Below are 23,986 nucleotides of genomic sequence, written 5' to 3' on the forward strand. Positions count from 1 at the left end.
GCTTGGCCCATGTTCGTCTTCAACCTGGGCAGCGCCTTCATCACCTTCTTCGCCGTGGTCGGCCCGCCGAAGACCCTGCTGGCCTTCGCCCGGCTGGCCGGGACCCGCAGCAACCGGGAGCTGCGCCGGCTCGCCGCGCTGAGCACGGCCATCGCGGCGGTGATCGGCCTGGTGCTCGGCTTCGGGGCCGACGAGCTGACCACCCTCTTCCACATCAGCGACCAGTCGCTCCAGCTCGCGGGCGGGGCGATCTTCTTCGTCTACGCCGTCGCCCTGGTCTTCGGCGTCCACCTCGGCTCGGACGCCGACGACGACGAACACCTGTCGAACCCGCTGGTGGACGGCATCCGCGAACTGCTGCTGCCGTACATCGCCAGCCCGCTCGCCATCACGGCCGTCCTGGTCGCCTCGCTCAACCAGGACAACCTGGGCTGGAAGGCCGCCGTCTCCGGGGCGTACGTGGCCGTCGCGGTGATCAACTACCTCTGTGTGGCGGTGCTCGCGCCGCTGATGCGACGCACCCACCGCACCTCGCTGGAGGTGCTGTCCCGGCTGCTCGGGCTGCTGCTGGCGGCGGTCGGCGTCGAACTGTTCCTGGAGGGCCTGGCCGGGCTGGGAGTGCACCTGCCGGAGGGGCACTGAGCCCGCACCGTACCCGCACCAGGCCCCGACGGGTGCCGAACGGCGCTCACGGGCCCTGAACGGAGCCGGGCCCGGCGCCCGCCCGGGTCAGCCGGCCGCGAGGCGTGCCAGCACCTCGCCGATCCGCTCGCGGACCAGTGGATCGGCGACCAGCCCGTCCGGGCCGACCGCGCCGCGCTCCAGCGGAAGCCGGACGCAGGCCTCGTCCAGCACGGCCGCGCCGGTGTAGCCGAGGACGGTGCGCAGGGTGGCCTCGGCCCCCTGGCCGCGGCCCGGACCGGCGGCGTTGATCCAGCCGGTGGGCTTGTCCGAGATCTCGATCCCGCCGACCGTCCAGTCCAGCAGGTTCTTGAACGCGCCCGGCAGCGTCCCGGCGTACTCGGGGGTGCAGACCAGCAGCGCGTCGGCCGCCTCGATCGCGGCCCGCAGCTCGGCCACCGGCTCCGGCAGCGGGTCGGTGTCGTGGTCCGGGTTGAAGTGCGGCAGCCCGGCCAGCCCGGCGTAGTACGTGGTCCGCAGGCCCGGGGCGGCCGCGGCCACGGCGGCCGCGGTGCGCAGCACGGTCTCGTTGGTGGAACCGGCTCGCAGGCTCCCGGGCAGCAGCAGGATGTGGCGCTCGTTCGGCATGCCGGGCAACCTACTCCTTGACGTCCGCGTCAAGGACAGCCGCCCGCCGCCCGCCATCGGCACCGGCCGTGGACCAGTGGCAGTGGCAGCGGTCAGCGCGGCACCACCGGCCGCCAGGGCACCGGGCTGGAGAGGATCATCGAGCTGGACGGCTGGCCGTAGCCGCCGAGCCGGTCGCACACCGCCTCGAACTCGGCCATCGTCGACACCGCGACCAGCAGCACGCAGCACGCCCCGCCGGTGACCCGGTGCAGCTGGACCACCTCCGGCCAGGTCGGCACCTCCGGATCGCGCAGCACGCAGCGCGGGCCGTAGCACTGGATCTGGACCAGCGCGGTGATCGGCAGCCCGGCCCGGGTGAGGTCCACGTGGGCGTGGTAGCCGCTGATCACCCCCTCGGATTCCAGCCGGCGGACCCGTTCGGCCACCGCGGGTGCGGACAGGCTCACCCGGCGGGAGAGTTCGTTGTACGAGAGCCGGGCGTCGGCCTGGAGCTCGGCGAGCAGGCGGCGGTCAACGGCGTCCAAGGCGACCTCCCGGGTGGTCGGGATCAAGAGATTTCCATTCGTAAAGCGAATCGGCGGAACGCATCGCGAACAACAGCTCCGAAGGCGGTTGCGATGCCCGTCGACCATTCAAACGGGGGGCACCGCCACCGCACAATGGGCACCCGGTGGAACCCGGCAGTCCGGCTGGTTCACCGGACCGGGCGATGCGGCCCGGAGGATCAGGAGGATCGGGATGGGGCACGACACGGTGGAGACACCCAACCTGTCGTTCGGTCGGGGCGGAGCACCGGGCCGGGGCACCCCGTACGCCCAGTACGTGCGCCTGGAGGAGCTGCACGGCCTGCAGCACCCGCGCAGCAAGGAGCCGGCCGAGCTGTCGTTCATCGTCACCACCCAGGTGATGGAGCTGCTGTTCGACCTGCTGCGGCACGAGTGGACGCTCGCCCGGCAGGCACTGCGCGAGGACGACCTGCCCGCCGCGCTGGCCGCGCTGCGCCGGGGCACCCACGTGCAGGACGTACTGGTGGAGTCCTGGGACCTGCTGGCCACCATGACCCCGCACGAGTTCAACTCCTTCCGCTCGCTGTTCGGCGAGGCCTCCGGCTTCCAGTCCGCCGCCTTCCTGCGGCTGGAGTTCCTGCTCGGCAACAAGAACGCCGCGCTGCTGAAGATGTACGACGGGATGCCCGACACCCAGGCCGAGCTGACCGAGGCCCTGCGCTCCCCCGGCCTGTACGACGAGGCACTGGCGCTGCTGGCGCGCCGCGGCCTGGCCCCGCACCGGGCGCCCTCCGAGGAGCGCCACCAGCCGTCCGCGGAGGTCGAGGCGGCCTGGCGGCGGGTGTACACCGAGCCGGAGTCCGCCGCGCTCCAGCCGCTCGGCGAGGCCCTGCTGGACGTGGCCGAGCGGGTCACCCGCTGGCGCCAGCGCCACCTCTCGGCGGTCAAGCGGACCATGGGCGGCAAGCCCGGCTCGGGCGGCTCCAGCGGACTGACCTGGCTGCGCAAGTCGGCCGAGCAGGACGTGTTCCCGGAGCTGTGGACGATCCGGGACGGGCTGTGACGGAGCGGGCCGTGACGGAGCGGGCCGTGACGGAGCGGGCCGTGACGGAGCGGGCCGTGAGCGAGGGTAACCAGGGGAACGAGAGGACGGGCATGATCACGCGCGAGGACTGCGCGGCGCTGGACGCCGTCGACCCGCTGGCGGCGTTCCGCAAGGAGTTCGCCCTGCCGGACGGGGTGATCTACCTGGACGGCAACTCGCTGGGCGTGCTGCCGGTGCGCACGCCCGAGCGGGTGCGCCGGGTGGTCGAGGAGGAGTGGGGCCGGGAGCTGATCCGCAGCTGGAACGACGCCGGCTGGTTCGAGCAGCCGTACCGGCTGGGACGGCGGATCGCGCCGCTGATCGGCGCCGGTCCGGCGGAGGTGGTCGTCTGCGACACCACCTCGGTCAATCTCTTCAAGGTGCTGTCGGCCGCGCTGCGGCTGCGTCCGGGCCGGCGCACCGTGCTCGGTGACGCCGAGGCCTTCCCCACCGACCTGTACATCGCCGAGGGCGTGACCGGTCTGGTCGAGGGCGCGCGCAGCGCGCTGATCCGCCCCGAGGAGCTGGACCGCCACCTGGACGGGGACGTCGCCGCGGTCGTCCTCTCGCACGTGGACTACCGCACCGGCGAGCTGCTGGACATGCCCGGCATCACCGCCCGGGTGCAGGCCGCGGGCGCCCTGATGATCTGGGACGTGTGCCACTCGGTGGGCGCGCTGCCGGTCGAACTCGGCGCCGCCGGCGCGGATTTCGCGGTCGGCTGCACCTACAAGTACCTGAACGGCGGCCCCGGTTCGCCGGCCTTCCTGTACGTCGCCGAGCGGCACCTGGCGGCCGGCCCGCTCCAGCCGCTGAGCGGCTGGTTCGGCCACGCCCGGCCGTTCGCCTTCGAGCCCGGGTACGACCCGAAGCCGGGCATCGGCCGGTTCCTCACCAGCTCGCCCTCGCTGCTCGGGCAGGCCGCCCTCGACGCCTCGCTGGACGTCTGGGAGCGGGTCGACCAGGCGGCGGTGCGGGCGAAGAGCCTGGCGCTGACCGATCTGTTCGTCTCGCTGACCGAGGGGCTGGACGGCGTCGAGGTGGCGACCCCGCGCGAGCACGCCCGGCGGGGCAGTCAGGTCGCGCTGCGGCACGCCGACGGCTACCCGGTGGTGCAGGCCCTGATCGAGCGCGGGGTGATCGGCGACTTCCGCGCACCGGACCTGATGCGTTTCGGCTTCACGCCGCTCTACGTGTCGTACACCGAGGTCTGGGACGCGGCCCGGCAGCTGGCCGAGGTGCTGGAGAGCGGTGAGTGGCGGGCGGAGCGCTTCTCCCGCCGGGGCGAGGTGACGTAGGCCGGGGACCGGGACTGGGCCCACCTCCTTTGCCATTAATAATGCGCAGCATTAATCTTGCGCGCATGGCAAGGACATCGGCGGGCCACGAGACCCGCGAGAGGCTGCTGCGCGCGGCGGAGGAACTCTTCGCCACCCGCGGCGTGGAAGCCGCCCTGACCAGGGACATCACCCGACTGGCCGGACAGAGCAACCCGTCCGCCGTGCAGTACCACTTCGGCTCCCGCGAGGGCCTGCTCGACGCGATCATGGCCGGCCGCCAGGAACGCGCCGAGCAGGCCCTCGCGCCGCGTCTGCCCGCCCTCGCGGACGCGGACCTGCCCGGACTGCTCGGCGCGCTGGTCGCGGCCGAGGCCACCGAACTGCGCACCGAACAGGGCCGGCACTGCCTGCGGATCTCCGCGCAGGTCAGCCACAACAGCGGCGTCCGCACCCGGACCCCGCACCCGACGCTGGCCGGCGGCGGCTACTGGCGCCTGATCGAGCTGGTCGAGGACCGGATCTCCGCCCTGCCGGAGCCGATCCGGCTGGAACGGATCGACCTGGTCCTCACCCTGATCGGCGCGGCCCTCGCCGACCGGGCGCAGCAGTACCTCGCCGGCTCCACCCCCCTGACGGACGAGGAGACCTTCCTCGCCGACCTGGTGACGATGTCCGCCGCCATGCTCTCCTCCCCCACCCCCCGAAGGAGCAGGTCATGAACGACCTCACCGGCAAGACCGTCATCGTCACCGGCGGCGCCCGCGGCCTGGGCGCCGAGGCCGCCCGGCTCGCCGTGGCGTCCGGTGCCAACGTGGTGATCACCGACGTCCTGGAGGAGGACGGCAGGACCACCGCCGCCGAACTCGGCGAGCGGGCGCGGTTCGTGCGCCACGACGTGACCTCCGAGGAGGACTGGCAGCGCGTGGTGGACTTCGCGGTGGCGGAGTTCGGCGCCCTGCACGGTCTGGTCAACAACGCGGGGATCTCCACCGGCACGCTGCTCGCGGACGAGAGCGTCGAGCACTTCCGCAAGGTCCTGGACATCAACCTGACCGGCGTGTTCATCGGGATGAAGACCGCCGTCCCGGCGATGCGCGCGGCCGGCGGCGGCTCGATCGTCAACATCTCCTCGGCGGCCGGCCTGATGGGCCTGGCGCTGACCGCCGGCTACGGCGCCTCCAAGTGGGGCGTGCGCGGCCTCAGCAAGATCGGCGCGGTCGAGCTGGGCACCGAGCGGATCCGGGTCAACTCGGTGCACCCGGGCATGACCTACACCCCGATGACCGCCTCGGTCGGCATCCGGCGCGGCGAGGGCAACTACCCCAACACCCCGATGGGCCGGGTCGGCGAGGCGCCCGAGATCGCCGGCGCCGTGGTCTACCTGCTCTCCGACGACTCCTCCTACGTCACCGGCGCCGAGCTGGCGGTGGACGGCGGCTGGACCACCGGCCCGACCGTCAAGTACGTCATGGGGCAGTGAGCCCCGCGGCCGCCCGGGCCGCCGTGACGCAGCTCATGTCCGGGCCGAGTTCGACCGGCATCGCCCCTGGGGAAGCTTCCGACCGACGGAACGTCATACCCTGGGGAGGTAGCGCGTGACCCTCGCACTCGGCCCGCTCAAGCCCGAACCTGCCCCGCTGATCCTCGGCCTGGCACTGTTCTTCCTGCTGCTGTGGCTGCTCGGCCGCCACCTGCTCCCCCGGATCGAACGGGTGCAGTCCGAACGCTGGGAGGCCACCGAGGGCCGCACCGAACGCGCCGAGGCCCTGCTCGCCGAGGCCGAGGCCACCCGGGAGGCCCGCCTGCGGGAGCTGGCCGAGGCCCGCCACGAGGCGGCCCGGATCCGGGAGGAGTACGCCGAGCGCGGCGCGGCGGCGATGGTCGCGGCCCGCGCGGAGGGCATCCGCGACCGGGACGAACTGCTCACCACCGGCCGCGCCCGGATCGCCGCCGACCGGGCCGAGGCGGCCCGCCTGCTGCGGCAGGACGTCGGCGAGCTGGCCGTCGCCCTGGCCGGCCGGGTGATCGGCGAGCCGGTGGACGCCGTCGCCGCACAGCGCCGCACGGTGGAGCGCTTCTTCGAGGCGAACTAGCGGAGCCGGCCGGCTCTCGTCGGCCCGCCGCCAGCCCCTCGTCAGCCCATCGTCAGCTCCTCGACCAGCGCGCGGTACACCGCGAAGGCCGGCTTGGGCGTGTAGTCGTCGCGCACCAGGCCGAAGTGCGGGAACAGCCCGGCGGCCGCGCTGTCCGCGTCCCTCAGGGCGAAGAACGCGTAACCGGTGACATTGAGTTCGGTGGCGAGCCCGGCGACCGTCCGGACCACCTCCGCCACCACCTCGGCCTGCCGCGCCTCGCTCCGCCCGGGGCCGGTGGGCCAGCCGTTCTCGCAGATCCGCAGCGGAACACCGGGCCCGATCCCGGCTCCGGGCAGCGTGTCCCGGCGGAAGCCGGTGAGCACCGCCCGTACCGCGTCGGCGAGTCGACCGGGCGGGACGGGACGGAAGACGTCCGGGAAGAAGTCCAGGCCGACGTAGTCCAGAGCACGGTGGAAGCGCTCGTCGGCGAGCCGGCCGAGCTCGGGCCAGAAGGTGTCCGCGGGGTCGAAGGAGGGCACCGCGTTGAAGCCGACGGCCAGCCGGTCGAATCCCCGGGCCAGCGCCTCCTCCTTCGCCGCGATCACGCCCTCGACCAGCGCCCGGCGGACGTTGGGGATGCTGCCGTCCACGGGCGGGAGGTCCAGGTTGGGCTCCTCGCAGATCTGGAGCAGCCCGAGACGGTGCCCCTCGGCGCGGACCGTCCGCCGGACGAAGTCCAGCCAGCCCGCCAACTCCCCGCCGCCGTCCCGGTACTGGACCACCAGGTCGAGCCGGCGTCCCTCGGCGGCGTACTGCTCGGGCCGCGCGGGGGTGTGCTCGCCGCCCGGGTACGAGCGGTAGGCGCGGACCAGGAACTCCGCCGCACCGCCCTGGAGTTCGCGCAGGGCCGCGGTGATCCGGGCCGGGTCGTCGGGGCGGACGGGCGCGATCACGCCGGTGTCGCCACCGGTCAGTCCGCCGGGGTAGATGCCGAAGGTGAAGGTCATGCCGTCACCGTAGCCGATATTTTTGGTGTCACTGCAACTTTGGAGTGACCGCATGAACTGCGGATAGGATCCGGCCATGGGACTTCGCGAACTCAAGAAGCAGCAGACCCGGGAGCTGCTCTCCGACACCGCCATGGGCCTGTTCGCCGAACGCGGCTTCGACCGGGTCACGGTGGTCGAGGTGGCCCGGGCCGCCGGGGTCTCGCCGAACACGGTCTTCAACTACTTCCCCACCAAGGAGGACCTGTTCTTCGACCGGCAGGAGGAGGTCGTCGCCCACCTGGCCGAGGTGGTCCGGCGCCGCCCCGCGGGCAGCCCGGCCGTGGACGCCGTCCGGGCCGACCTGCTGGCGGCCTTCGCGAGCGGGGAGCCGACAGTCGGACTGCACCCGGGGATGGCGGCGTTCTGGCGGATCGTCGAGGACAGCGCCGCACTCCGGGCCCGGCTGCTGGAGCTCGGCGAACGGGCCGAAGCGGCACTCGCGGCCGCCCTGGCCGAGGAATCGGGAGCCGCACCGGAGGACCCGCTCCCCCGGATCGTGGCCGGAGCCGTCACGGGGGCCCACCGGGCGGTGCTCGGCGAGATCCGGCGGGCCATGGTGGCCGGGGAGCCGGCCGAAGCCGTGCGGGCCCGGGTCGAGGCGGCGGTCGACCGGGCCTTCGGCCTGCTCGCCTCGGGCCTCGCCCACTACCCGGCCGAGCGGTAGGCGGCCGGGGCCGGGACGGCGCAGGCCGCCCGGTCGAGTCGACCCGGGCGGCCTGCGCCGCTGTTCAGCTGTTCGGCTGTTCGGCTCCTCAGCGGTACGGACGGTCAGCCGTGGCGGCCGCGACGACGGCGGGCGGCCAGCACGGCCAGGCCACCGAGGCCGAGCAGGCCGACGCCCGCCACGCCGAAGACCACCGGGGCGTTGCCCGCGCCGGTGGACGGCAACTCACCGCCGCCACCGGGGTGGTGGCTGGTCGGCTGCCCGGTCGGACGGTGGCTGGTCGGGGCCGGACCGGCACTCGACGTCGTCGCACTGGCCGACGGCGAGGTGGGCGCGGGCGAGGTGGGCGAGGTCGGCGACGGGGACGTCGGGCTCGGAGACGTCGGCGACGGTGACGTGGGGGACGGCGAGGTCGGCGACGGCGAGGTCGGGCTCGGAGACGTCGGGGACGGCGAGGTCGGCGAGGGCGAAGGCGTCGGTGAGGTCGGCGACGGGCTGGGCGTCACGACGCAGTCCGGCAGGTCGCCGTCGAACGGGTAGCTGTGGATCTCGTAGCCGCCGGTGCCGGTGTGGATCAGATTGCCCGCGAGGTACACCCGGCCGTTCATGCCCGGCTGGGCGATGGTCGTGGTGCCGCCGGGATTGCCGGCCATGACCGAGCCCTGGAACTGGGCGCTGCCGAGGATCTGTGCCGAGGTGGCGGTCGGGAAGTTGTACATGAGCTTCGAGCGCATGTCGGTGGTCTGGTCGCCGGCCAGCCCGGTGCCGGTGTAGGTGTTGATGATCGGGCTGTCCCCGAGCATGTTCACCACGACGGTGGCGCCGGCCGGGATGTTGTTGAAGACCAGGCCGATCTGCCCGCCGGACGGCGAGGCGAGGTTCTGGGTGACGTTGAAGACCTGCTTCATGCTGGTCCCGTCGCCGGTGAAGGTCGCCTGGCTGGACGAGATGTCGACGGTGCCGGTCGCGGTGGCCCGGCCGACGCAGTCGGAGACCTCCTCGATCTGGGTCAGCACCGCCTGGTACGGCGCGGCGGCGTTCGGGTCCTGGATCGACTCGCCGGTGGGGTCGATGTTCACGGTGCCGGTGACGGAGCCCGCGTGCCGCAGGTTGCCGAAGGCCGGCCCGTGCGAGTCGCTGCCGCCGATCAGGATCGCGTTGCCGGTCACCACGTCGACGTTGCCGCCGGTGGTCACGAAGTCGCTGCCGTTCGGCGGCACCACGCGCGAACCGACACCGACGACGCCCATGTTGTAGATGCCGCCGCCGTTCTTGTCGACGGTCAGGTTCCCCAGTGCGACGATCTTGCCCTCGGCCTCCGCGGCCCGGCCGTTCACGGTGTAGTTGCCACCGGTGAAGACGTTGATGGTGGAGTCGCGGCCGGTGAAGTCGCCGTTGTTGGGCGGCGGCCAGGTGGCGGGGCAGTCGGGTCCCGTGCAGGCGCCCAGCGGCGGGGCCAGCGGAGCGGCCGAACCGACCGTCAGCACCGCGGCCAGCGGCAGCGCGGTGACGGCGGTCGCCACCGCGATCCTGATGGCCCGGCGCCCGCGCGTCGCCGGAGTTCTCACGGCGGTCGTTCTGTGATCCGGCGAACCGGTGGCCTGATCCATCGACAATTCCTCCGTGCACGAGAAAGGGCGAGACCGGATGACCCGCCATGTTCCATACGATCTGCTGGCGATCCCATAGATCCGGGATATCCAATACCAAAACGGACTTATCGCAGCCTACAGACCCTCAGATCGGATCCGAAACTCATACGTACGGAGCAGGGATCCCCAGGGCGGGCGCCGACCGGCGGCAAGGGCCTAGGTTGGGAGGCATGACCACCGAGGCCCAGGAACAGAGCGCGCCGCTCGTCTCCGTCGCGTCCGCCGACGCCGTACTGCGGCACCCCGAGGCGGGCGAGCACCTGCTGACCGCCATGGAGCGGGAACGCGCCGCGCGCTTCCGGCACGAGTCCGGTCGGATCGACTTCACCGCCGGGCACCTGCTGGTCCGGCTCTGCGCCGCCCGGCTTCTCGACGTACCGGTGGCCGGCCTCGTCCTCGCCCAGCAGTGCCCGGACTGCGGGCTCGCCGACCACGGCAAGCCCTACCTGCCGGACCACCCCGGGGTGCACGTCAGCCTGTCGCACACCCGGGGCGTGGTCGCCGCCGGCGCCGGGTTCCAGCCGGTCGGGGTCGACGTCGAGCTGTCCGCCCGGAGCGGCTCGCTGCGTTCGGTCGCCCGCCGGGTGCTGGCCCCGGCCGAGCTCGCCCTGGTCGAGGCCGACCCGGAGCCGGAGCAGGCCTTCCTGCGGCTCTGGGTGCGCAAGGAATCGCTGATCAAGATCGGACGGGCCACCCTGGACACCCTCGGCCGGGTCGACCTCTCCGCCCTGCCGCTCTCCGTCCCGCCGGGCCCGCCGCTGCGCAGCCGGTGGGAGGACCTGCACCTGCTCGACTGGACCGACCCGGAGCACGCCGCCGCCGTGGGCGCCGTCAGCACCGCCCCGCCCCGGATCGTGGAGCTCACGGCGGCGGGCTGAGCGGCCGGGCCGGAGGGGGCTCGGCGCCGGGCCGGAGCCGGCTCAATGCCGGGACGGGCCGAGTACCGGGCCGGGTACCGGGCTGGGCGCTGGGCCGGGTACCGGGCCGGAGCGGGCTTCCCGGCGCCCACCCGCGCGGTGGGCCGGGAAATAAGCGGTGTTAGCGTGCCTGGTCGTGGGCACGCCGAACGCGGGTGCCCGCCCACCAGCTGCCCACCGGATCCAAAGGGTGCCCCGCCATGGCCAAGTTCCTGCTGAGCCTGCACGTCCTCGTGTCGGTCCTGTTCATAGGCCCGGTCGCGGTGGCCGTCAGCATGTTCCCGCGCCGGGCGAAGGCCGCGCTGGCCGGCGGCCCGGACCGGGCCTCCGACGCCGGCGTGCTGCGCGTGCTGCACCGGATCACCCAGGTCTACGCGCTGCTCGGGGTCGCGGTGCCGGTGCTGGGCATCGGCCTGGCCCAGGTGATGGACGTGCTCGGGCAGTCCTGGGTGATCGTCTCGATGGTGCTGACCGCGATCGCCGCGCTCTCTCTGCTGCTCTTCGTGCTGCCCGGTCAGCAGGCCGCGGTGGACGCGCTCGAACTCGACCCGTCGGACGAGCAGCACACCAAGGCCGTCGGCGGCCTGAAGATGCTGCCGATGACCGCCGGGGTGTTCAACCTGCTGTGGGCCGTGGTCGTGGTGCTCATGGTCATCCGCCCGGGGTCGAGCACCGGCGTCTGAGGCCCTGCTCTCCCGGCCCCTCCCGCTCTCCCGGTTCCCCCCCGGTTCCTCCCCACTTCTCCTGAGCTCTCCGGTCCGCTGCTCCCGCCGTTCCCTCCCGACCCCCGCGCCCCCTCCCGCCGACCGGGCCCGTTCGAGTACCGTCCTGGGCCATGACGATCATGGCGGGCATGAGCAGCCCGACGGGAACCGGCGTCGGCCCGCTGCTGCGCGGCTGGCGGGAACGACGGCAGCTCAGCCAGCTGCAACTGGCACTGCGGGCGGACTCCTCGGCCCGCCACCTCAGCTTCGTCGAGAACGGCCGCTCCCGGCCGAGCCGGGAGCTGGTGCTGCGACTGGCCGAGCAGCTGGACGTCCCGGTGCGCGAACGCAACACCCTGCTGCTCGCGGCCGGCTACGCCCCGCACTACCGCGAGACACCGCTGGACGACCCGTCGATGGCCGCGCTGCGCGGCGGACTGGAACGGCTGCTGGCCGCCCACGACCCGTACCCGGCGGTCGTGGTCGACGGGTCCTTCCGGGTGCTGGCGGCCAACCGCTCGCTCGGGCTGCTCATCGACGGCGTCGCCCCTCACCTGCTGGAACCGCCGTTCAACGCGATCCGCGTCACCCTGCACCCCGACGGGCTGGCTCCGCGCATCGTCAACCTGCGGCAGTGGCGGCAGCACCTGCTGGAGCGGATGGAACGGCAGCTGGAGCTGGTCCGCGCCGAGCCGCTGCGGCGCCTGTACGAAGAGGTCCGCGGCTACCCCGAACCGCCCGCCGAGGACCCGGCGGGCGGACCGGACGGGAACGGGTCGGCCGCGGGCGGACCGGTCACGGGCGGACCGGTCGTCGACGGATTCCCGTTCGCGCTGCCGATGCGGATCCGGTACGAGGGACGGGTGCTCTCCTTCCTCTCCACCATCGCGACCTTCAACACGCCGGTGGACGTCACCGTCTCCGAGCTGGCCATGGAGACCTTCCTCCCGGCCGACACGGAGACGGCACGGTTCCTGCAGGCCGTCGTCGGGCCCGAACGCTAGGCCCGAACGCTAGGCCCGAACGCCAGGCCCGAACGCCAGGCCCGAACGCCAGAGCCGAACGCTAGGGCCGCTCCCGGGTTTCTCGCCGCAGGGCGGTGAACTGGAGAACGGCGAACAGCGCCACCGCCGCGGCCTGCACCGGGATCCAGACGGACCCGGCGGTGGTCGGCTCCAGCCACACCTCCATCGCGACCAGGCTGAGCACCACCCAGGCGAGGTTGACGTCGATCACGGCCCGCACCCCGAGCACCGGCGGCCGTCGGCGGGCGGCCAGCGCGCCGACCGCGAGCGCGTAGCCGAGGAGCAGCAGCCCGACATCGACCAGGGTGGTACGGCCGGCGCCGAGCAGTTCGCCGAGCGGGCCGGAGAGGACCAGGTAGGCGAGGCCGTTGCCGCCGGTGACCAGGGCGTCCAGGGCGAGGGCGCCGCGCACCGTCCGAAGCGAGAAGACGGAACCGGGCCTGGCGGGGGTGAGGGTGTTCACGTGGGCGGACACGGCGGATCGCCTCCTGTCGGGGGTGGGAGCCCGGGACCGTGGCGGCCGCACCGGGTGCCACCACCCTGCCCGGTGCGGCGGCGGGCGTCGATTACCCCGCGGGTAACGGCCGTCGGATGCCCGGCGGACGCCTCCGCGCCGCACTCCCCCACGGGCGCCGGCCCGCGGGCCAGACACGCCCTACGGCCTCCGGGGCGGCTGCCGGAGCAGCACGCCCGCCCGCTTCACCGCGCGGGCGGTGATGGTGGTCTCGGCACGGGCGACGCCGAGCGGGCCGAGGGCGTCGGTGAGGAACCGGTACAGCTCGCCGTGGTCCGGGCAGAACACCGTGGCCAGCAGGTTGGCCGGACCGCTGGTGGCGAACACCCCGTGCACCTGCGGGTGGCGGGCCAGCGCCGCCCCGACCTCGGCGATCCGGCCGGGCGGCACGTCCAGCCAGAGGTTGGCGTCCACGGCCATGCCGAGCAGCCGCGGGTCCACGGTGGCGTGGGTGCGCAGCAGCCCCGCCCCGTCGAGCCGGTGCAGCCGGCGGCGCACCGTGGACTCGGGCGCGCCGACGGCCGCGGCCAGCACGGCGTGGGACTGCCGGGCGTCCTCGCCCAGCCGCTCCAGCAGCGCGCGGTCGAGGCCGTCCAGCGGCGGGGGTGCGGCGGGGCGCGGGACGGCGGGCCGGGCGAGCGCCGCGGCCTCCTCCTCGGTCAGGTGCCCGGCCCGCCACTGCCCGGCGTCGGCGAAGGCGTGCAGCACCGCGTGGGTGGTGGTCTCGGTGACGGCGCCGGTCGCGGGCAGCTGCCCGTACAGCAGCCGGTCGCGGGAACCGGCGTCGGTGAGCATCACGGCGCCGACCTCGTGGCCGCCGAGCATCACGTCGACGAACGGGACGTCGGGGCGGTCGGCGAGGGCCCGCGCGATGGCGTCCACCCGGCCGCTCAGCACCCGGACCCGCAGCAGCAGCGCGCCCACGGCCGCGTCCTCGACGTCCGGCAGCCGGACCACCCGCAGCACCCCGGCCTGCCGCAGCCGGCCCAGCCGGCGGGTGACCGTCCGCGCGGACACGCCCAGGACCTCGGCGATCCGGCCAGGCTCGGCCCGTCCGTCCACCTGGAGGGCGCACACCAGGCGGCGGTCGAGGACGTCCAGCACGCTGTCCGGATCGGCGGTGGAGAGGTCCATGGTGTCCGATCTCCGTCACTCTCGGCGGCTTCTGCGTCCTGTTCGGCAGTCCTGACGGTACTCCTTGTCCCGGGCGGCCGGAGCACACCGGCCCCGAGCCCCGGCCGGAAGCCCCGGTGCGGGAGCTCCGGTGGGGCGCGTCGGTCCGGGAGCTCCGGTCGGGCGCTTCGGCCCGGGGGCGCCGGTGGGGCGCGTCGGCCCCGGATGAGCAATCGAGGAGGAGGGAGTCACCGTGACGAACGAGCTGTGGACGCTGGCGGAGGGTGTGGAGGCCGCGGTGCGGGAGGTCGGTGCGGGGCTGGCGGCACGCCGGTCCGCCGACCCGGTCACCGCCCGGACCGCCGAGGAGGCGGCGGCCCGCTTCGCCGAACTGGACGGCCCGGCCGCCGCCGTACTGCGGGAGCGGCTGACGGCCCTGCACCCGCAGGCCGGCTGGGTGCCCGAGGAGCTGGACGGGTCGGTGCCCCCCGAGGGCGAGTGGTGGCTGTGCGACGCGACCGACGGCGCGGTGCAGTACCTGCTCGGGCAGCCGCACTGGGCGGTGACCGCCACGCTGGTGCGGGACGGCGCGGCGGTGCTGGCCGTGGTGCACGCCCCGGAACAGGACGGCCGCACCTACCGGGCGGTGCTCGGCGGCGGCGCCGAGCTGGACGGGCGGCCGATCGCGCCCCTGGAACGGGAGTTGGCCGTCACCGTCGCCGCCACCAGCCAGCCGCCCCGGGTGGCCGCCGACCCGGTGGCGCTGCGCCGGGCGGGCGAGTCGCTGTCCGCGATGGCGGGTGCCGTCCTGGCGGTGCGCAACCTCGGCCCCACCGCGCTCCAGGTGGCCCAGGTCGGCTCCGGCCACCTGGCACTGTTCTGGGAGTACGGCCTCGACGCGGGCAACCTGCTGCCCGGCGCGCTGATCGCGCGCGAGGCGGGCGCCGCGGTGACGGACGCCGCCGGGTCGGCCTGGACGACCGGCTCCGACGGCTTCCTCGCCGCCGCGCCCGGGCTGCACGCCCGGGCGCTGGAACTGCTGCGGACGGTGCGGTGATCAGTCCCCGGACTTGATGCCGAAGAGGACGGCCGCGTTGTCGTGGCAGACCGCCCGCAGCCACTCCTCCCCCAGCCCCAGCCCGGCCAGTGCCTCCAGCTGGTGCACGTACCGGTAGGGGATGTTGGGGAAGTCGCTGCCGAGCAGGACGCGCTCCCGGAGCCCGCGCAGGCGCGGCAGCTCCCCGCGCGGGAACGGGACGTCGGCCTCGGCGAAGTCGGTGAACGCGATGGTGGTGTCCAGCCGGACGGCCGGGTGGCGCTCGGCCAGGTCGAGGAAGCCGCGATACTCGGGCATCCCGAGGTGGGCGACCACCAGGACCAGAGCCGGGTGCCGCTCCAGCACCGCACCGATCGGACCGGGGCCGGTGAACCTGCCCGGCACCGGCCCGGACCCGCAGTGGGTGACCACGGGGGTTCCGGTCTCGGCGAGCAACCCCCAGACCTCGTCCAGCAGCGGATCCGCCGGATCGTAGCCGCCGACCTGGAGGTGCGCCTTGAACACCCGGGCACCGTCCTCGATCGCCCGGGCCACGTAGCCGGGCGCCCCGGGCTCGGGGAAGAAGGTCGCGGTGTGCAGGCACTCCGGGGTGCGGGCGGCGAATTCGGCGGCCCAGGCGTTCAGCCAGCCGGCCATGCCGGGCTTGTGCGGGTAGAGCATGGACGTGAACGCCCGGACGCCGAAGTCCCGCAGCCGGCGGACCCGTTCTTCCTCAGCCTCGCGGTAGGTGATCGGCCAGGGCCGGTTCACCAGCGGGCCGGCCGCGTCGAAGTACGCCCACACCTTGTCGAGGACGTTCTTCGGCATGAAGTGGGTGTGCACGTCGATCAGCCCGGGCAGGCCGAGCTCCTGCCAGAACCGCCGTACGCCGTCCGCTTCCTGGCCGCCCGTCCGGTCCTGGTCGTTCTCCTGACCCTGGTCGCTCGCCCGGTCCCGGTCGCTTGCCCGGTCCCGGTCGCTCGCCCGCTCCTGACCGCTCACACGATCACCGGGCGGGCGCGGTCGATGATCGCCGCGGTGTCGACCCCGGCCGGCAGGGTGCCGAAGGCCGCGCCGTGGTCGCCGCCCAGCCGGCTCGCGCAGAACGCGTCGGCCACCGCCGGGCTGCCGAACCGGACCAGCAGCGAGCCCTGGAAGGCCAGCGCCATCGACTCGACCAGCCGGCGGGTGCGGTACTCCAGGTCGCCCAGGTCGGTCAGCTCCTTGCGCAGCGCGGCGACGGCCGCGTCCAGCCGGCGGTCCGCGCCCGCGGCGGCGTCGAGTTCGCCCAGGAACGCCTCGACGCTCTCCGGACTCCTGGCCATGGCACGCAGCGCGTCCAGGGCGGCGACGTTGCCGGAGCCCTCCCAGATCGACACCAGCGGCGCCTCCCGGTAGAGCCGGGGCATCCCGGACTCCTCGACGTAGCCGTTGCCGCCCAGGCACTCCAGCGCCTCGGCGGAGTGCGCCGGACCGCGCTTGCACACCCAGTACTTGGCCACCGCCAGGCCCAGCCGCCGGACCAGCGCCTCGTTCCCGTCCCCGGCGAGGGTCAGGTCGGTGGCCCGGGCGAGCCGCATGGCCGTGATCGTGGCCGCCTCGGACTCCACCACCAGGTCGGCGAGCACGTTGCGCATCAGCGGCTGGTCGACCAGCGCCTTACCGAACGCCCGCCGGTGCAGGGCGTGGTGGACCGCCCGGGTGGCGCCGTAGCGCATGCCGGAGGCGGCACCGATGGTGCAGTCCAGCCGGGTCATGTTGACCATCTCGATGATGGTCGGAACGCCCCGGCCCTCCTCGCCGACCAGCAGGCCGACCGCGCCGTCGTACTCCAGTTCGGCCGAGGCGTTGGACTTGTTGCCGAGCTTGTCCTTGAGCCGCATCAGCTGGAGGCGGTTGCGGCTGCCGTCCGGCAGGACGCGCGGCAGCACGAAGCAGCTGAGGCCGCCCGGAGCCTGGGCGAGGGTCAGGAAGAGGTCGGACATCGGCGCCGAGGTGAACCACTTGTGGCCGGTGAGCCGGTAGGTGCCGTCGGCGTGCGGGACGGCGGTGGTGGTGTTGGTGCGGACGTCCGAGCCGCCCTGCTTCTCCGTCATCGACATGCCGGCGATCAGCCCGCGCTTGGTGCGCGGCTCGCGCAGCCCGAAGTCGTACTCCCGCGCGGCCAGCAGCGGCTCCAGCTCGGCGGCCAGCGCCGGGTTGGCGCGCAGCGCCGGGACGGCGGCGTAGGTCATCGAGACCGGGCAGGTGTGGCCGGCCTCGACCTGGCCCCAGACGAAGAACCTGGCGGCACGGGCGGAGTGGGCACCGGGGCGATCGTCGCGCCAGGGCGCGGCGTGCAGGCCGTACGAGACGGCGGTGCGCATCAGCTCGTGCCAGGACGGGTGGAACTCGACCTCGTCGATGCGGTGGCCGAAGCGGTCGTGGGTGCGCAGCACCGGCGGGTTCTCGTTGGCCAGCCGGCCCCACTCGGCGGCCTGCTCGGAACCGGCCAGCCGGCCCAGCTCGCGCAGCTCGGGCTCGGCCCAGCCGGCGTCGGCCCGCCGGAGGGCGTCGAGCAGGGTGGGGTCGGCGGCGGTGTCGTGGCCGTACGGCAGGGGCACCTGGTTGGTGACCTCATGCGTCGCTGTCATCGCGTCCTCCCAGGGCACGCAGGGTGAAGGAGACCAGGGCGGGGACCACCGCGGTGCTGTCGCTCCTGGTGGCGCCGCTGGTGGTGCTGCTGCTTGTGGTGGTGCTGGTGCTGCTGCTGGTGGTGCTGGTGGCGCTGCTGCTGGTGGTGCCGTCGCCGCACTCGGGCCCGGCGGCGGCGACCGGTGCAACCGGTGCGGCCGCGAGGGGGCCGGCCAGAGCCTCGCCGACCGCGCCGACCAGGGCGGCGGCGGTGAGCACCGGATCCTGCTCGGGCAGTTCGCCGCTCGCCACGGCGGCGGCGATCTCGGTGGCGATCACGTCCCGGAACGCCCGCCGGAAGACCAGGCGCTCCTCGTCCACGACCGCGTCGGCCGGCTCGACCAGCAGCGCGTACGCCAGCCGGGGCGCGCGCAGGGCACGGGCTGCGAAGGTCTCGACCACGGCGGCGATCCGCTGCCGCGGGGTGTCCCGGAGGGCGACGGCGGCGTTGACCGCGTCGATCTCGTGCGTGACCACCCGGCGGAAGAGCTGCACCGACAGCTCGGCCTTGCCGGAGAAGTGCTGGTAGAGGCTGCCGGTGGCGATCCCGGCGCGGTCCGCCACGGCGGCCATCGTGCAGCCGCCGTAGCCGCGCTCGGCGAGCAGGCCGACCGCCGACTGGAGCACCGCTTCCCGCTGGGCGTCCAGGCGGGCTTGTACGGCGGGGGTGCGTCGGTAGGCCATGGAAGCATTGAAGCACTGATTCACTGCTTCGGGGAGGGGGTCGGCCAGGCCGTTCCCGGCCCTGTGTCCCGGCCCTGCGTCCCGGCTCCGCGACCCGGCGCTTTCCGGGACGACGCGAGGAGGCCGCCCCCCTGGTACGCGGGGGGCGGCCTCCTCCTCGTGCTTCGTGGCGCGGCCTACTGCGCGCGAACGCTACAGCGGGCGGCGCTCCTGCTCCAGCCGCTGGCCCTCGACGTCGAGCGGGCCGAACTCCGCGCCCGCCTGCGGCGACTTGGCGAGCGAACGGGCGGCGTTGGGGTCACCCAGGCCCGCCCACTCCAGCACCTTGGCGGTGGCCTCCGCCGACTGCGCGGCCGGCAGCTGCTCGATCTTCGAACCGTGGTTGCCACCGGGGACGGTGTAGACGTAGCTGTCCTCGCTGCCCCGGCCGAGACGGAACGGCTTGGCACCCCACGGGTCGTTGCCGCCGTAGACGTACATGATCCGCTCGCCCTCGCGCTTCACCCAGCGGTCGATGTCGGGCATCGCGTTCGGGTTGAAGACGGTCGGGATCTCCTTCGGCACGTAGCTGCGGACCGAGTAGAGCTCCTTGTAGTCGTAGTGCAGCACGCCCTTGAGGTGCGAGACGTCGAAGAACGGCGCACCCAGCTCGGTCGCGGCCTGGTAGTAGTACGCGGTGTACTTCGCCAGCGACTGGTCGCTGTTGCCGGTGATGCCGGACTGCGAGTCGAACCAGGCGTACAGCTCGTCGTCGGTCGCGGTGGCGGCCACCGGGACCTTGACGCAGTCGGCCTCCAGGCTGTACTGCCAGAACGCCCAGACCACGTCCAGCACGCCGGCCTCGTACGCACGGTCCGGGGTGCCGAGGGTGTTGAAGGTGGACCCGGCCGCCGTGTTGTCGGCGACGAAGCGGGCCTCCAGACGGTCGCGGCGCACCAGCAGCTCACGCTGGGCAGCGTTCAGCCTGGCCCGGCACTCGGGGGTGCCGACGGTCCGGAAGAACTCGCTGTACGCCGCGTAGTCGTTGACGTTCGTGTTGTTCGGCGCGACGTAGGCGATCGTGCCGGCCACGTCGTCCGGGTAGAAGCGGCGGTAGAAGGTGGAGGACATGCCGCCCTTGCTGGCGCCGGTGGACAGCCACTCCTCCTGGTAGATCCGCTTGAGCGCGGTCACCAGCCGGTGCGAGTCCGCGGCGCCCTGGCGGATGCCGGCCTTGGACCAGTCCGCCGGGTTCGGGCGGGAGGGGGTGAAGAACCGGTACTCGATGGACACCTGGTTGCCGTCCACCAGCCGGGTCGGCTCGGTGCGGGACGGGTTGGTGCCCAGGGTGTAGCCGTTGGTGTAGAAGACGGTCGGGCGGTCGTAGCCGCGGTGCAGCAGGCTGAAGCGCTGCTGGAAGGTGCCCAGCCAGGGGCGGTTGTGGTCGATCGGCTGGGTGTACGTGGCGATGAAGTAGCGGTGACCGGTGGTGGTCGGCTTCTCCTCGGTGATGGTCACCCCGGGGATCGCCGCCAGACGGTCCTTGATGTCGGCGGTCGGGTCGTCGGCGGGGCTCCGGCCGTGGCGGGACCCGTTGCCCTGGCCGTCCTGCGCCCCCTGGGCACCCTGCGCGCCCTGGCCGTCGGCGGCGGACGCCGGGCTCGCCAGGGCGCCGAACGCGAGCAGCGGTATCAGCAGGGCCGACACCAGCAGCCTTCTCACGGTGGTGGTCATCAACTCTCCATCTGTTCAACTGACATGAATGCCGCCTGCCGGTGCGGCCGTGCGGCGCGGGTCGTGCGGGTCGTGCAGGTTGTGCTGGTTGTGCGGATAGTGCAGGTGGTGCGGTGGCCGACCGATGGACGGCCGAATGGGCCACCCGCCGTTCGCGGATGGCCCATCGGGGGAAACGTGCTGGTCAGCGGGGTTGTCCTGGCTGCCTACGGGCGGGGCAGGGTGCAGCCGGGGAGGGTGAGGTCGAAGCGGTTGCCGGCGGCGAAACAGGCCGGGATCCCGTAGGTCTCCTGGGCGTAGCCGATGCCAGGACGGACCGTCACGGCACCGTTCTGGTCGACCTCACAGGGGTTGTCCAGGGTGCAGGTCTCGCCGCTCTCGTTGATCGTGTTGTTGACGGCGACCACCTGGCCGGTCGAGGCGTCGACCACCGGCGAGCCGGAGGTGCCGCCGATCACGTTGCAGGTGGAGGTGTAGCGGACCGAGTCCTTGAAGGTCCAGTCGGCTTCCTTCAGTCGGTAGGCGAAGCCGTCGACCGAGCAGGAGTAGATCTTCTTCCAGTAGCCGGAGACGACCCGGATCGAGGTGCCCTGGACCGGGTGGGTGGCGGCGAGGGTCAACGGGGCTATCCCGTACCGGGACTGGATCGACGCGTAGGTGGTGTTCAGCTGGTAGATCGAGACGTCGGTGTCGGTCATCGCGCCGTAGACGATCTTGGTGGCACGCAGTGTGGCCGCGCTGCCGCCGCTCGCGTTGAGCAGGGTGAAGCTCCGGCTGGAGGACCGGTTGAGGACGACCTGGCCCGGACCGGGCATACCGGTCTCCAGGCAGTGGCCGTTGGAGAGCACAAGGGCCGGGTCGCTCGCGGCCGAGCCGGGCATCCGCACCAGCGAGCCGGAGCAGTTGCTGAGCGCGACCGTCCCGGCGAAGGTGACGGCGGCGACAGGCTTCGCGGCGGGCTTGGCGGCCGCGGCTGCGGCCTGAGCCGGAACGGCTCCGACGAAGGCGGTGGCCCCGGCGACCAGGAGTGTGGCAACCGTGCCTATGAGCGGCTTCTTCATGAGAGACCTCTCGGTGTGGGGGGTCCACGGGTGGGGGTCCACCAAAGCTGGCGCGGACATGACCCACTGTCAAGAGTCAAAGCAACACCAAGAACCTCCCAAGACGCATTGGCCGGTTACCGCCGCCGCTCGGCACGCGACTCGGGGTGGGTGCGGCACGCGGACCGGGGTGCGGTCCGGGGTGCGGTCCGGGGTGCGGTCCGGGGTGCGGACCGGGGGTGCGGACCGGAGTACGAACCGGCAAGCAATCCGGGACACAGGCCGGCCGGACCGGAACGCCGCCGGATTCACAACCCCACCGCGGGCCGGCCACACGCCGGCCACGCATCCCCGCCGGCCGGTCAACTGCCGCGCCCGTACGGTCAACCCGCCCGCCAGTGCTCCCGGCCGAAGCTGATCAGGCGCAGCTGGAAGCGCGCGGTGGCGGCGATCCGCCGCTCCCGCGCCGGGTCCGTCTCCAGCGCCTCCAGGAAGGCGGCGGCCGTGGAGACCATGTGGTCGACGTACAGCTCGGCGAGCATCCGCAGGTCCCGCTCGCTCCACCCCCGTGACTCCGGCTGCAGCGCCAGGGCGGCTCCCACCTCGGCGGCGAAGCGGCCGAGTTCGGCATCGATCGCCTCCCGCACCTGCCGGACCCCGCCGTGCCGCTCACGCGCCAGGAAGCGGACGTGCCCCCGGTGCTCGCGGACGTGTCGTTCGATCACGTCCACCGCACGGTCGATCAGCTCCTCGGCGCCACCGGCCTCGGCGAGCACCGCACGGATCATGATGTGCAGGCTGGCCAACGACTCCTCCACCAGCGCCACCCCGAGGGCCGCGAGGTCCGGGAAGTGCCGGTAGAAGGCGGCCGGGGAGAGCCCCGCCTCACGGGTGACCTCGCGAACGCCCAGGCTCGCCAGGTTCTGATCGGCCAACAGGTGCAGTCCGGCGTCCAGCAAGGCCCGCCGACTCTGCTGCTTCTGGGCCTGCCTGGCCCCAACGGTGTGACTCACGCCATTCAGTAAACAATCGTTTGCTGAACTTGGCCAGCCGAGCGTACAGTGGGGCCGAAGTCAGTGAACACTTGTCAACCGAAATCGGCGCAGTCCCAGCCGCAGCCGAAGGAGCCAGCCGTGATCCTGCTCTCCGCCCTGGTCGCCATGGGTGTCCTGATCGGCACCGCCGCCCACACCTCGCTCCCGGTCTTCCTCGCCGCCTCCGCCGGCATCACCGCCTGGCTGCTCGCCTTCGGCGCCCGCGAGGGCATCGCCCGCCTCCGGCACCGCTGACCCGGCCGCTCCGCGGACCGCACCCGCGGCCACTCCACAGAGAGGACCCGCACCACCATGAGCACCGTCACCGACCACCCGGCCGCCTCGCTTCCGGCCACCGTCCGGCGGATCGTCAGCCGCCCGGCGAGCCTCGGCCGGGCGACCGACCGTCAGGCGGACATCCGCCGGACGACCGACCGTCAGGGACCCGGCCGCCAGGGAGCCGACCGTCAGGGAACCGCCGAGGCAGACGGCCTCGCCATCGCCTCCTTCCTCCTCGGCCTGCCTGGCCTGCTGCTGTTCAACATCGTCCTCGGACCGATCGCCATCACCCTGGCCACCCTGGCGTTGGTCCGCGGCACCAGCCGGCGCGGCCGCGCCCTCCTGGGTCTGGCCCTCGGCATCGCCTCACTGGCGATCCTCGCCGTCACCCTCGTCACCTCCCACGGGGTGCTCATCGACATCGGCTCCTGAATCCGGCCCAACTCCCCTTCCGTTCTTGGCTCCTGCACTCGCCCCTCGCTGCTCTCCGTTCCCGATCCACCCTTCGCCCTTGATGCGCCCGGCAATTCACCTAGCGATTCACCCGGCGATGCGCCCGGCGATGCGCCGGCGGTTCTCCGTGGCGGCTCACTCGGCGGATCCCGACTGCCGGAGCGACTGTTCGAACGACTGATCCCGTCAACCCGCCCCGTTCCTCCGGCCCGCCCCGTAGGGTGGGCCCCATCGGCCGGACGACCTCAGGGGGCAGGAGTGACTACCGAGAACCGCAGCGACACGCAGCCGGAACGACCCACCCCAACGGGTGGACGGCTGCTCGCCGTAAGCGATCTGCACATCTCCTACCAGGAGAACCGCGACCTGGTGGAGAAGCTCCAGCCCTCCCACCCCGGCGACTGGCTGCTCGTCGCCGGTGACGTCGCCGAGCTCACCACCAGCATCGAGTGGGCCCTCGGCCTGCTCGCCGAGCGCTTCGCCCGCGTGGTGTGGGTGCCCGGCAATCACGAGCTGTGGACCCACCCCGAGGACCCGGTCCAGCTGCGCGGGGTGGCCCGCTACGAGCACCTGGTGGAACGCTGCCGCCGGCTCGGTGTGGTGACCCCCGAGGACCCGTACCCGGTCTGGGAGGGCCCCGGCGGTCCGGTCCGCATCGTCCCGCTCTTCCTCCTCTACGACTACACCTTCCGTGCGCCGGGCACGACCACCAAGGAGGCCTCCCTGGCGGCCGCCTACGAGACCGGCGTCGTCTGCGCGGACGAGCGGATGCTCTACCCGGACCCGTTCCCGGACCGCGACTCCTGGTGCCGCGAGCGCGTCCGGCTGACCGAGAAGCGGCTGGCGGCCTGCGACCCGGACGTCCCGCTGGTCTTCGTCAACCACTACCCGCTGGTCCGCCAGCCCACCGATGTCCTCTGGTACCCCGAGTTCGCCCAGTGGTGCGGGACCGAGCTGACCGCCGACTGGCACACCCGGTTCAACACCGCGGCGATGATCTACGGCCACCTCCACATCCCGCGCCGGACCACCTACGACGGCGTCCCGTTCACGGAGGTCTCGCTCGGCTACCCGCGCGAGTGGCGCAAGCGCGGACTGCCGAACCCCCTGCTGCGGGAGGTTTTCCCGCAGACGGCGGACTGAGCATCCGGCTCAGCCGCTCCCACCTCCTTCTCCACCGCCTCCACCGCCCCTGCTCTGCCGTCTCCCGTTCCAGCGC

The 23,986-nt window shown here is 73.2% G+C and carries 26 protein-coding genes; 14 read left to right on the top strand and 12 right to left on the bottom strand.

Annotated elements, in window-relative coordinates:
* Positions 1-9 precede the first annotated feature (9 nt).
* Positions 10-642 carry a MarC family protein gene (locus ACFVUY_RS12720; RefSeq protein ID WP_387689547.1) on the top strand — a complete coding sequence of 211 codons (633 nt, stop codon included), beginning with the start codon at positions 10-12 and terminating at the stop codon, positions 640-642.
* Positions 643-729: 87 nt separating this feature from the next.
* On the opposite strand, the gene ACFVUY_RS12725 is transcribed toward ACFVUY_RS12720, so the two are convergent.
* Together ACFVUY_RS12725 and ACFVUY_RS12730 are read right to left on the bottom strand one after the other, a co-directional pair.
* Positions 730-1,269: an NADPH-dependent FMN reductase gene (locus tag ACFVUY_RS12725; RefSeq protein ID WP_380553437.1), complete on the bottom strand. Its 540-nt coding sequence runs from the start codon at positions 1,267-1,269 to the stop codon at positions 730-732.
* A 92-nt stretch (positions 1,270-1,361) separates the two neighbouring features.
* Complete coding sequence (locus ACFVUY_RS12730; protein ID WP_387689553.1) at positions 1,362-1,823, bottom strand: Lrp/AsnC family transcriptional regulator; 462 nt, start codon at positions 1,821-1,823, stop codon at positions 1,362-1,364.
* Positions 1,824-2,010: 187 nt separating this feature from the next.
* Between ACFVUY_RS12730 and ACFVUY_RS12735 the strand changes: the two genes are divergently transcribed.
* The 5 genes from ACFVUY_RS12735 (at position 2,011) to ACFVUY_RS12755 (ending at position 6,235) form a co-directional block, all read left to right on the top strand.
* Entirely contained in the window at positions 2,011-2,841 is an 831-nt protein-coding gene (locus ACFVUY_RS12735) for a tryptophan 2,3-dioxygenase (protein ID WP_387689556.1), read from the top strand.
* Positions 2,842-2,933: 92 nt separating this feature from the next.
* Positions 2,934-4,160, top strand: a complete 1,227-nt coding sequence (gene kynU / locus ACFVUY_RS12740) for a kynureninase (RefSeq protein ID WP_387689558.1) — start codon at positions 2,934-2,936, stop codon at positions 4,158-4,160.
* Between the two features lie 65 nt (positions 4,161-4,225).
* Positions 4,226-4,861, top strand: a complete 636-nt coding sequence (locus ACFVUY_RS12745; RefSeq protein WP_387729593.1) for a TetR family transcriptional regulator — start codon at positions 4,226-4,228, stop codon at positions 4,859-4,861.
* The gene (locus tag ACFVUY_RS12750) at positions 4,858-5,622 is read left to right on the top strand and encodes an SDR family oxidoreductase (RefSeq protein ID WP_387729594.1); all 765 of its coding nucleotides are present in this window, start codon (positions 4,858-4,860) and stop codon (positions 5,620-5,622) included. Before ACFVUY_RS12745 ends, ACFVUY_RS12750 begins: the two co-directional genes overlap by 4 nt.
* A 115-nt stretch (positions 5,623-5,737) precedes the next feature.
* Complete coding sequence (locus tag ACFVUY_RS12755) at positions 5,738-6,235, top strand: F0F1 ATP synthase subunit B (protein ID WP_387689567.1); 498 nt, start codon at positions 5,738-5,740, stop codon at positions 6,233-6,235.
* 41 nt (positions 6,236-6,276) lie between these two features.
* Here ACFVUY_RS12755 and ACFVUY_RS12760 read toward each other — a convergent pair whose 3' ends face one another.
* Positions 6,277-7,224 carry a hypothetical protein gene (locus tag ACFVUY_RS12760; RefSeq protein WP_387729595.1) on the bottom strand — a complete coding sequence of 316 codons (948 nt, stop codon included), beginning with the start codon at positions 7,222-7,224 and terminating at the stop codon, positions 6,277-6,279.
* 76 nt (positions 7,225-7,300) lie between these two features.
* Between ACFVUY_RS12760 and ACFVUY_RS12765 the strand changes: the two genes are divergently transcribed.
* Entirely contained in the window at positions 7,301-7,930 is a 630-nt protein-coding gene (locus ACFVUY_RS12765; protein WP_380553460.1) for a TetR/AcrR family transcriptional regulator, read from the top strand.
* A gap of 104 nt (positions 7,931-8,034) precedes the next feature.
* Here the strand turns inward: ACFVUY_RS12765 and ACFVUY_RS12770 are convergent, their stop codons facing one another.
* Positions 8,035-9,453 (bottom strand): choice-of-anchor A family protein, encoded by a 1,419-nt coding sequence (locus ACFVUY_RS12770; protein WP_387689574.1) that lies wholly within the window; start codon positions 9,451-9,453, stop codon positions 8,035-8,037.
* Positions 9,454-9,752: 299 nt separating this feature from the next.
* Here ACFVUY_RS12770 and ACFVUY_RS12775 point away from each other — a divergent pair, with 299 nt between their 5' ends.
* The 3 genes from ACFVUY_RS12775 (at position 9,753) to ACFVUY_RS12785 (ending at position 12,207) form a co-directional block, all read left to right on the top strand.
* On the top strand, positions 9,753-10,460 hold the full coding sequence (locus tag ACFVUY_RS12775; protein WP_387689576.1) for a 4'-phosphopantetheinyl transferase family protein: 708 nt from the start codon (positions 9,753-9,755) through the stop codon (positions 10,458-10,460).
* A gap of 239 nt (positions 10,461-10,699) precedes the next feature.
* On the top strand, positions 10,700-11,182 hold the full coding sequence (locus ACFVUY_RS12780) for a hypothetical protein (protein ID WP_387689579.1): 483 nt from the start codon (positions 10,700-10,702) through the stop codon (positions 11,180-11,182).
* Between the two features lie 161 nt (positions 11,183-11,343).
* On the top strand, positions 11,344-12,207 hold the full coding sequence (locus tag ACFVUY_RS12785; protein WP_387729761.1) for a helix-turn-helix domain-containing protein: 864 nt from the start codon (positions 11,344-11,346) through the stop codon (positions 12,205-12,207).
* A 61-nt stretch (positions 12,208-12,268) separates the two neighbouring features.
* On the opposite strand, the gene ACFVUY_RS12790 is transcribed toward ACFVUY_RS12785, so the two are convergent.
* Complete coding sequence (locus tag ACFVUY_RS12790; protein ID WP_387729597.1) at positions 12,269-12,703, bottom strand: hypothetical protein; 435 nt, start codon at positions 12,701-12,703, stop codon at positions 12,269-12,271.
* 180 nt (positions 12,704-12,883) lie between these two features.
* The gene (locus ACFVUY_RS12795) at positions 12,884-13,876 is read right to left on the bottom strand and encodes an Lrp/AsnC family transcriptional regulator (RefSeq protein WP_387729599.1); all 993 of its coding nucleotides are present in this window, start codon (positions 13,874-13,876) and stop codon (positions 12,884-12,886) included.
* A gap of 232 nt (positions 13,877-14,108) precedes the next feature.
* Here ACFVUY_RS12795 and ACFVUY_RS12800 point away from each other — a divergent pair, with 232 nt between their 5' ends.
* Positions 14,109-14,912 carry an inositol monophosphatase family protein gene (locus ACFVUY_RS12800; protein WP_387729602.1) on the top strand — a complete coding sequence of 268 codons (804 nt, stop codon included), beginning with the start codon at positions 14,109-14,111 and terminating at the stop codon, positions 14,910-14,912.
* Here the strand turns inward: ACFVUY_RS12800 and ACFVUY_RS12805 are convergent, their stop codons facing one another.
* The 6 genes from ACFVUY_RS12805 to ACFVUY_RS12830 form a co-directional block, all read right to left on the bottom strand.
* On the bottom strand, positions 14,913-15,752 hold the full coding sequence (locus tag ACFVUY_RS12805) for an amidohydrolase family protein (RefSeq protein ID WP_387729763.1): 840 nt from the start codon (positions 15,750-15,752) through the stop codon (positions 14,913-14,915).
* Between the two features lie 137 nt (positions 15,753-15,889).
* Positions 15,890-17,524 (bottom strand): acyl-CoA dehydrogenase family protein, encoded by a 1,635-nt coding sequence (locus ACFVUY_RS12810; protein WP_387689588.1) that lies wholly within the window; start codon positions 17,522-17,524, stop codon positions 15,890-15,892.
* Positions 17,508-18,248 carry a TetR/AcrR family transcriptional regulator gene (locus ACFVUY_RS12815; protein WP_387689591.1) on the bottom strand — a complete coding sequence of 247 codons (741 nt, stop codon included), beginning with the start codon at positions 18,246-18,248 and terminating at the stop codon, positions 17,508-17,510. Before ACFVUY_RS12815 ends, ACFVUY_RS12810 begins: the two co-directional genes overlap by 17 nt.
* Before the next feature lie 192 nt (positions 18,249-18,440).
* Positions 18,441-19,961, bottom strand: coding sequence for a S28 family serine protease (locus tag ACFVUY_RS12820; RefSeq protein ID WP_387729605.1), 1,521 nt, complete (start codon positions 19,959-19,961; stop codon positions 18,441-18,443).
* A 206-nt stretch (positions 19,962-20,167) separates the two neighbouring features.
* Positions 20,168-21,022 carry a serine protease gene (locus tag ACFVUY_RS12825; RefSeq protein ID WP_387729607.1) on the bottom strand — a complete coding sequence of 285 codons (855 nt, stop codon included), beginning with the start codon at positions 21,020-21,022 and terminating at the stop codon, positions 20,168-20,170.
* 362 nt (positions 21,023-21,384) lie between these two features.
* Positions 21,385-22,014, bottom strand: a complete 630-nt coding sequence (locus ACFVUY_RS12830) for a TetR family transcriptional regulator (RefSeq protein WP_387729608.1) — start codon at positions 22,012-22,014, stop codon at positions 21,385-21,387.
* Between the two features lie 120 nt (positions 22,015-22,134).
* On the opposite strand from ACFVUY_RS12830, the gene ACFVUY_RS12835 reads away from it, so the two are divergent.
* The 3 genes from ACFVUY_RS12835 (at position 22,135) to ACFVUY_RS12845 (ending at position 23,910) form a co-directional block, all read left to right on the top strand.
* Positions 22,135-22,290 (top strand): hypothetical protein, encoded by a 156-nt coding sequence (locus ACFVUY_RS12835; RefSeq protein WP_387689600.1) that lies wholly within the window; start codon positions 22,135-22,137, stop codon positions 22,288-22,290.
* A gap of 57 nt (positions 22,291-22,347) precedes the next feature.
* Positions 22,348-22,746 (top strand): DUF4190 domain-containing protein, encoded by a 399-nt coding sequence (locus ACFVUY_RS12840; protein ID WP_387729610.1) that lies wholly within the window; start codon positions 22,348-22,350, stop codon positions 22,744-22,746.
* A gap of 279 nt (positions 22,747-23,025) precedes the next feature.
* A complete protein-coding gene (locus ACFVUY_RS12845; RefSeq protein ID WP_359907239.1) occupies positions 23,026-23,910 on the top strand; it encodes a metallophosphoesterase in 885 nt (294 codons plus the stop codon).
* Positions 23,911-23,986: the final 76 nt, after the last annotated feature.

This window comes from Kitasatospora sp. NPDC058063 (assembly GCF_042885395.1).
In the GTDB taxonomy this organism is placed as follows: Bacteria; Actinomycetota; Actinomycetes; order Streptomycetales; family Streptomycetaceae; genus Kitasatospora; species Kitasatospora lactacystinica.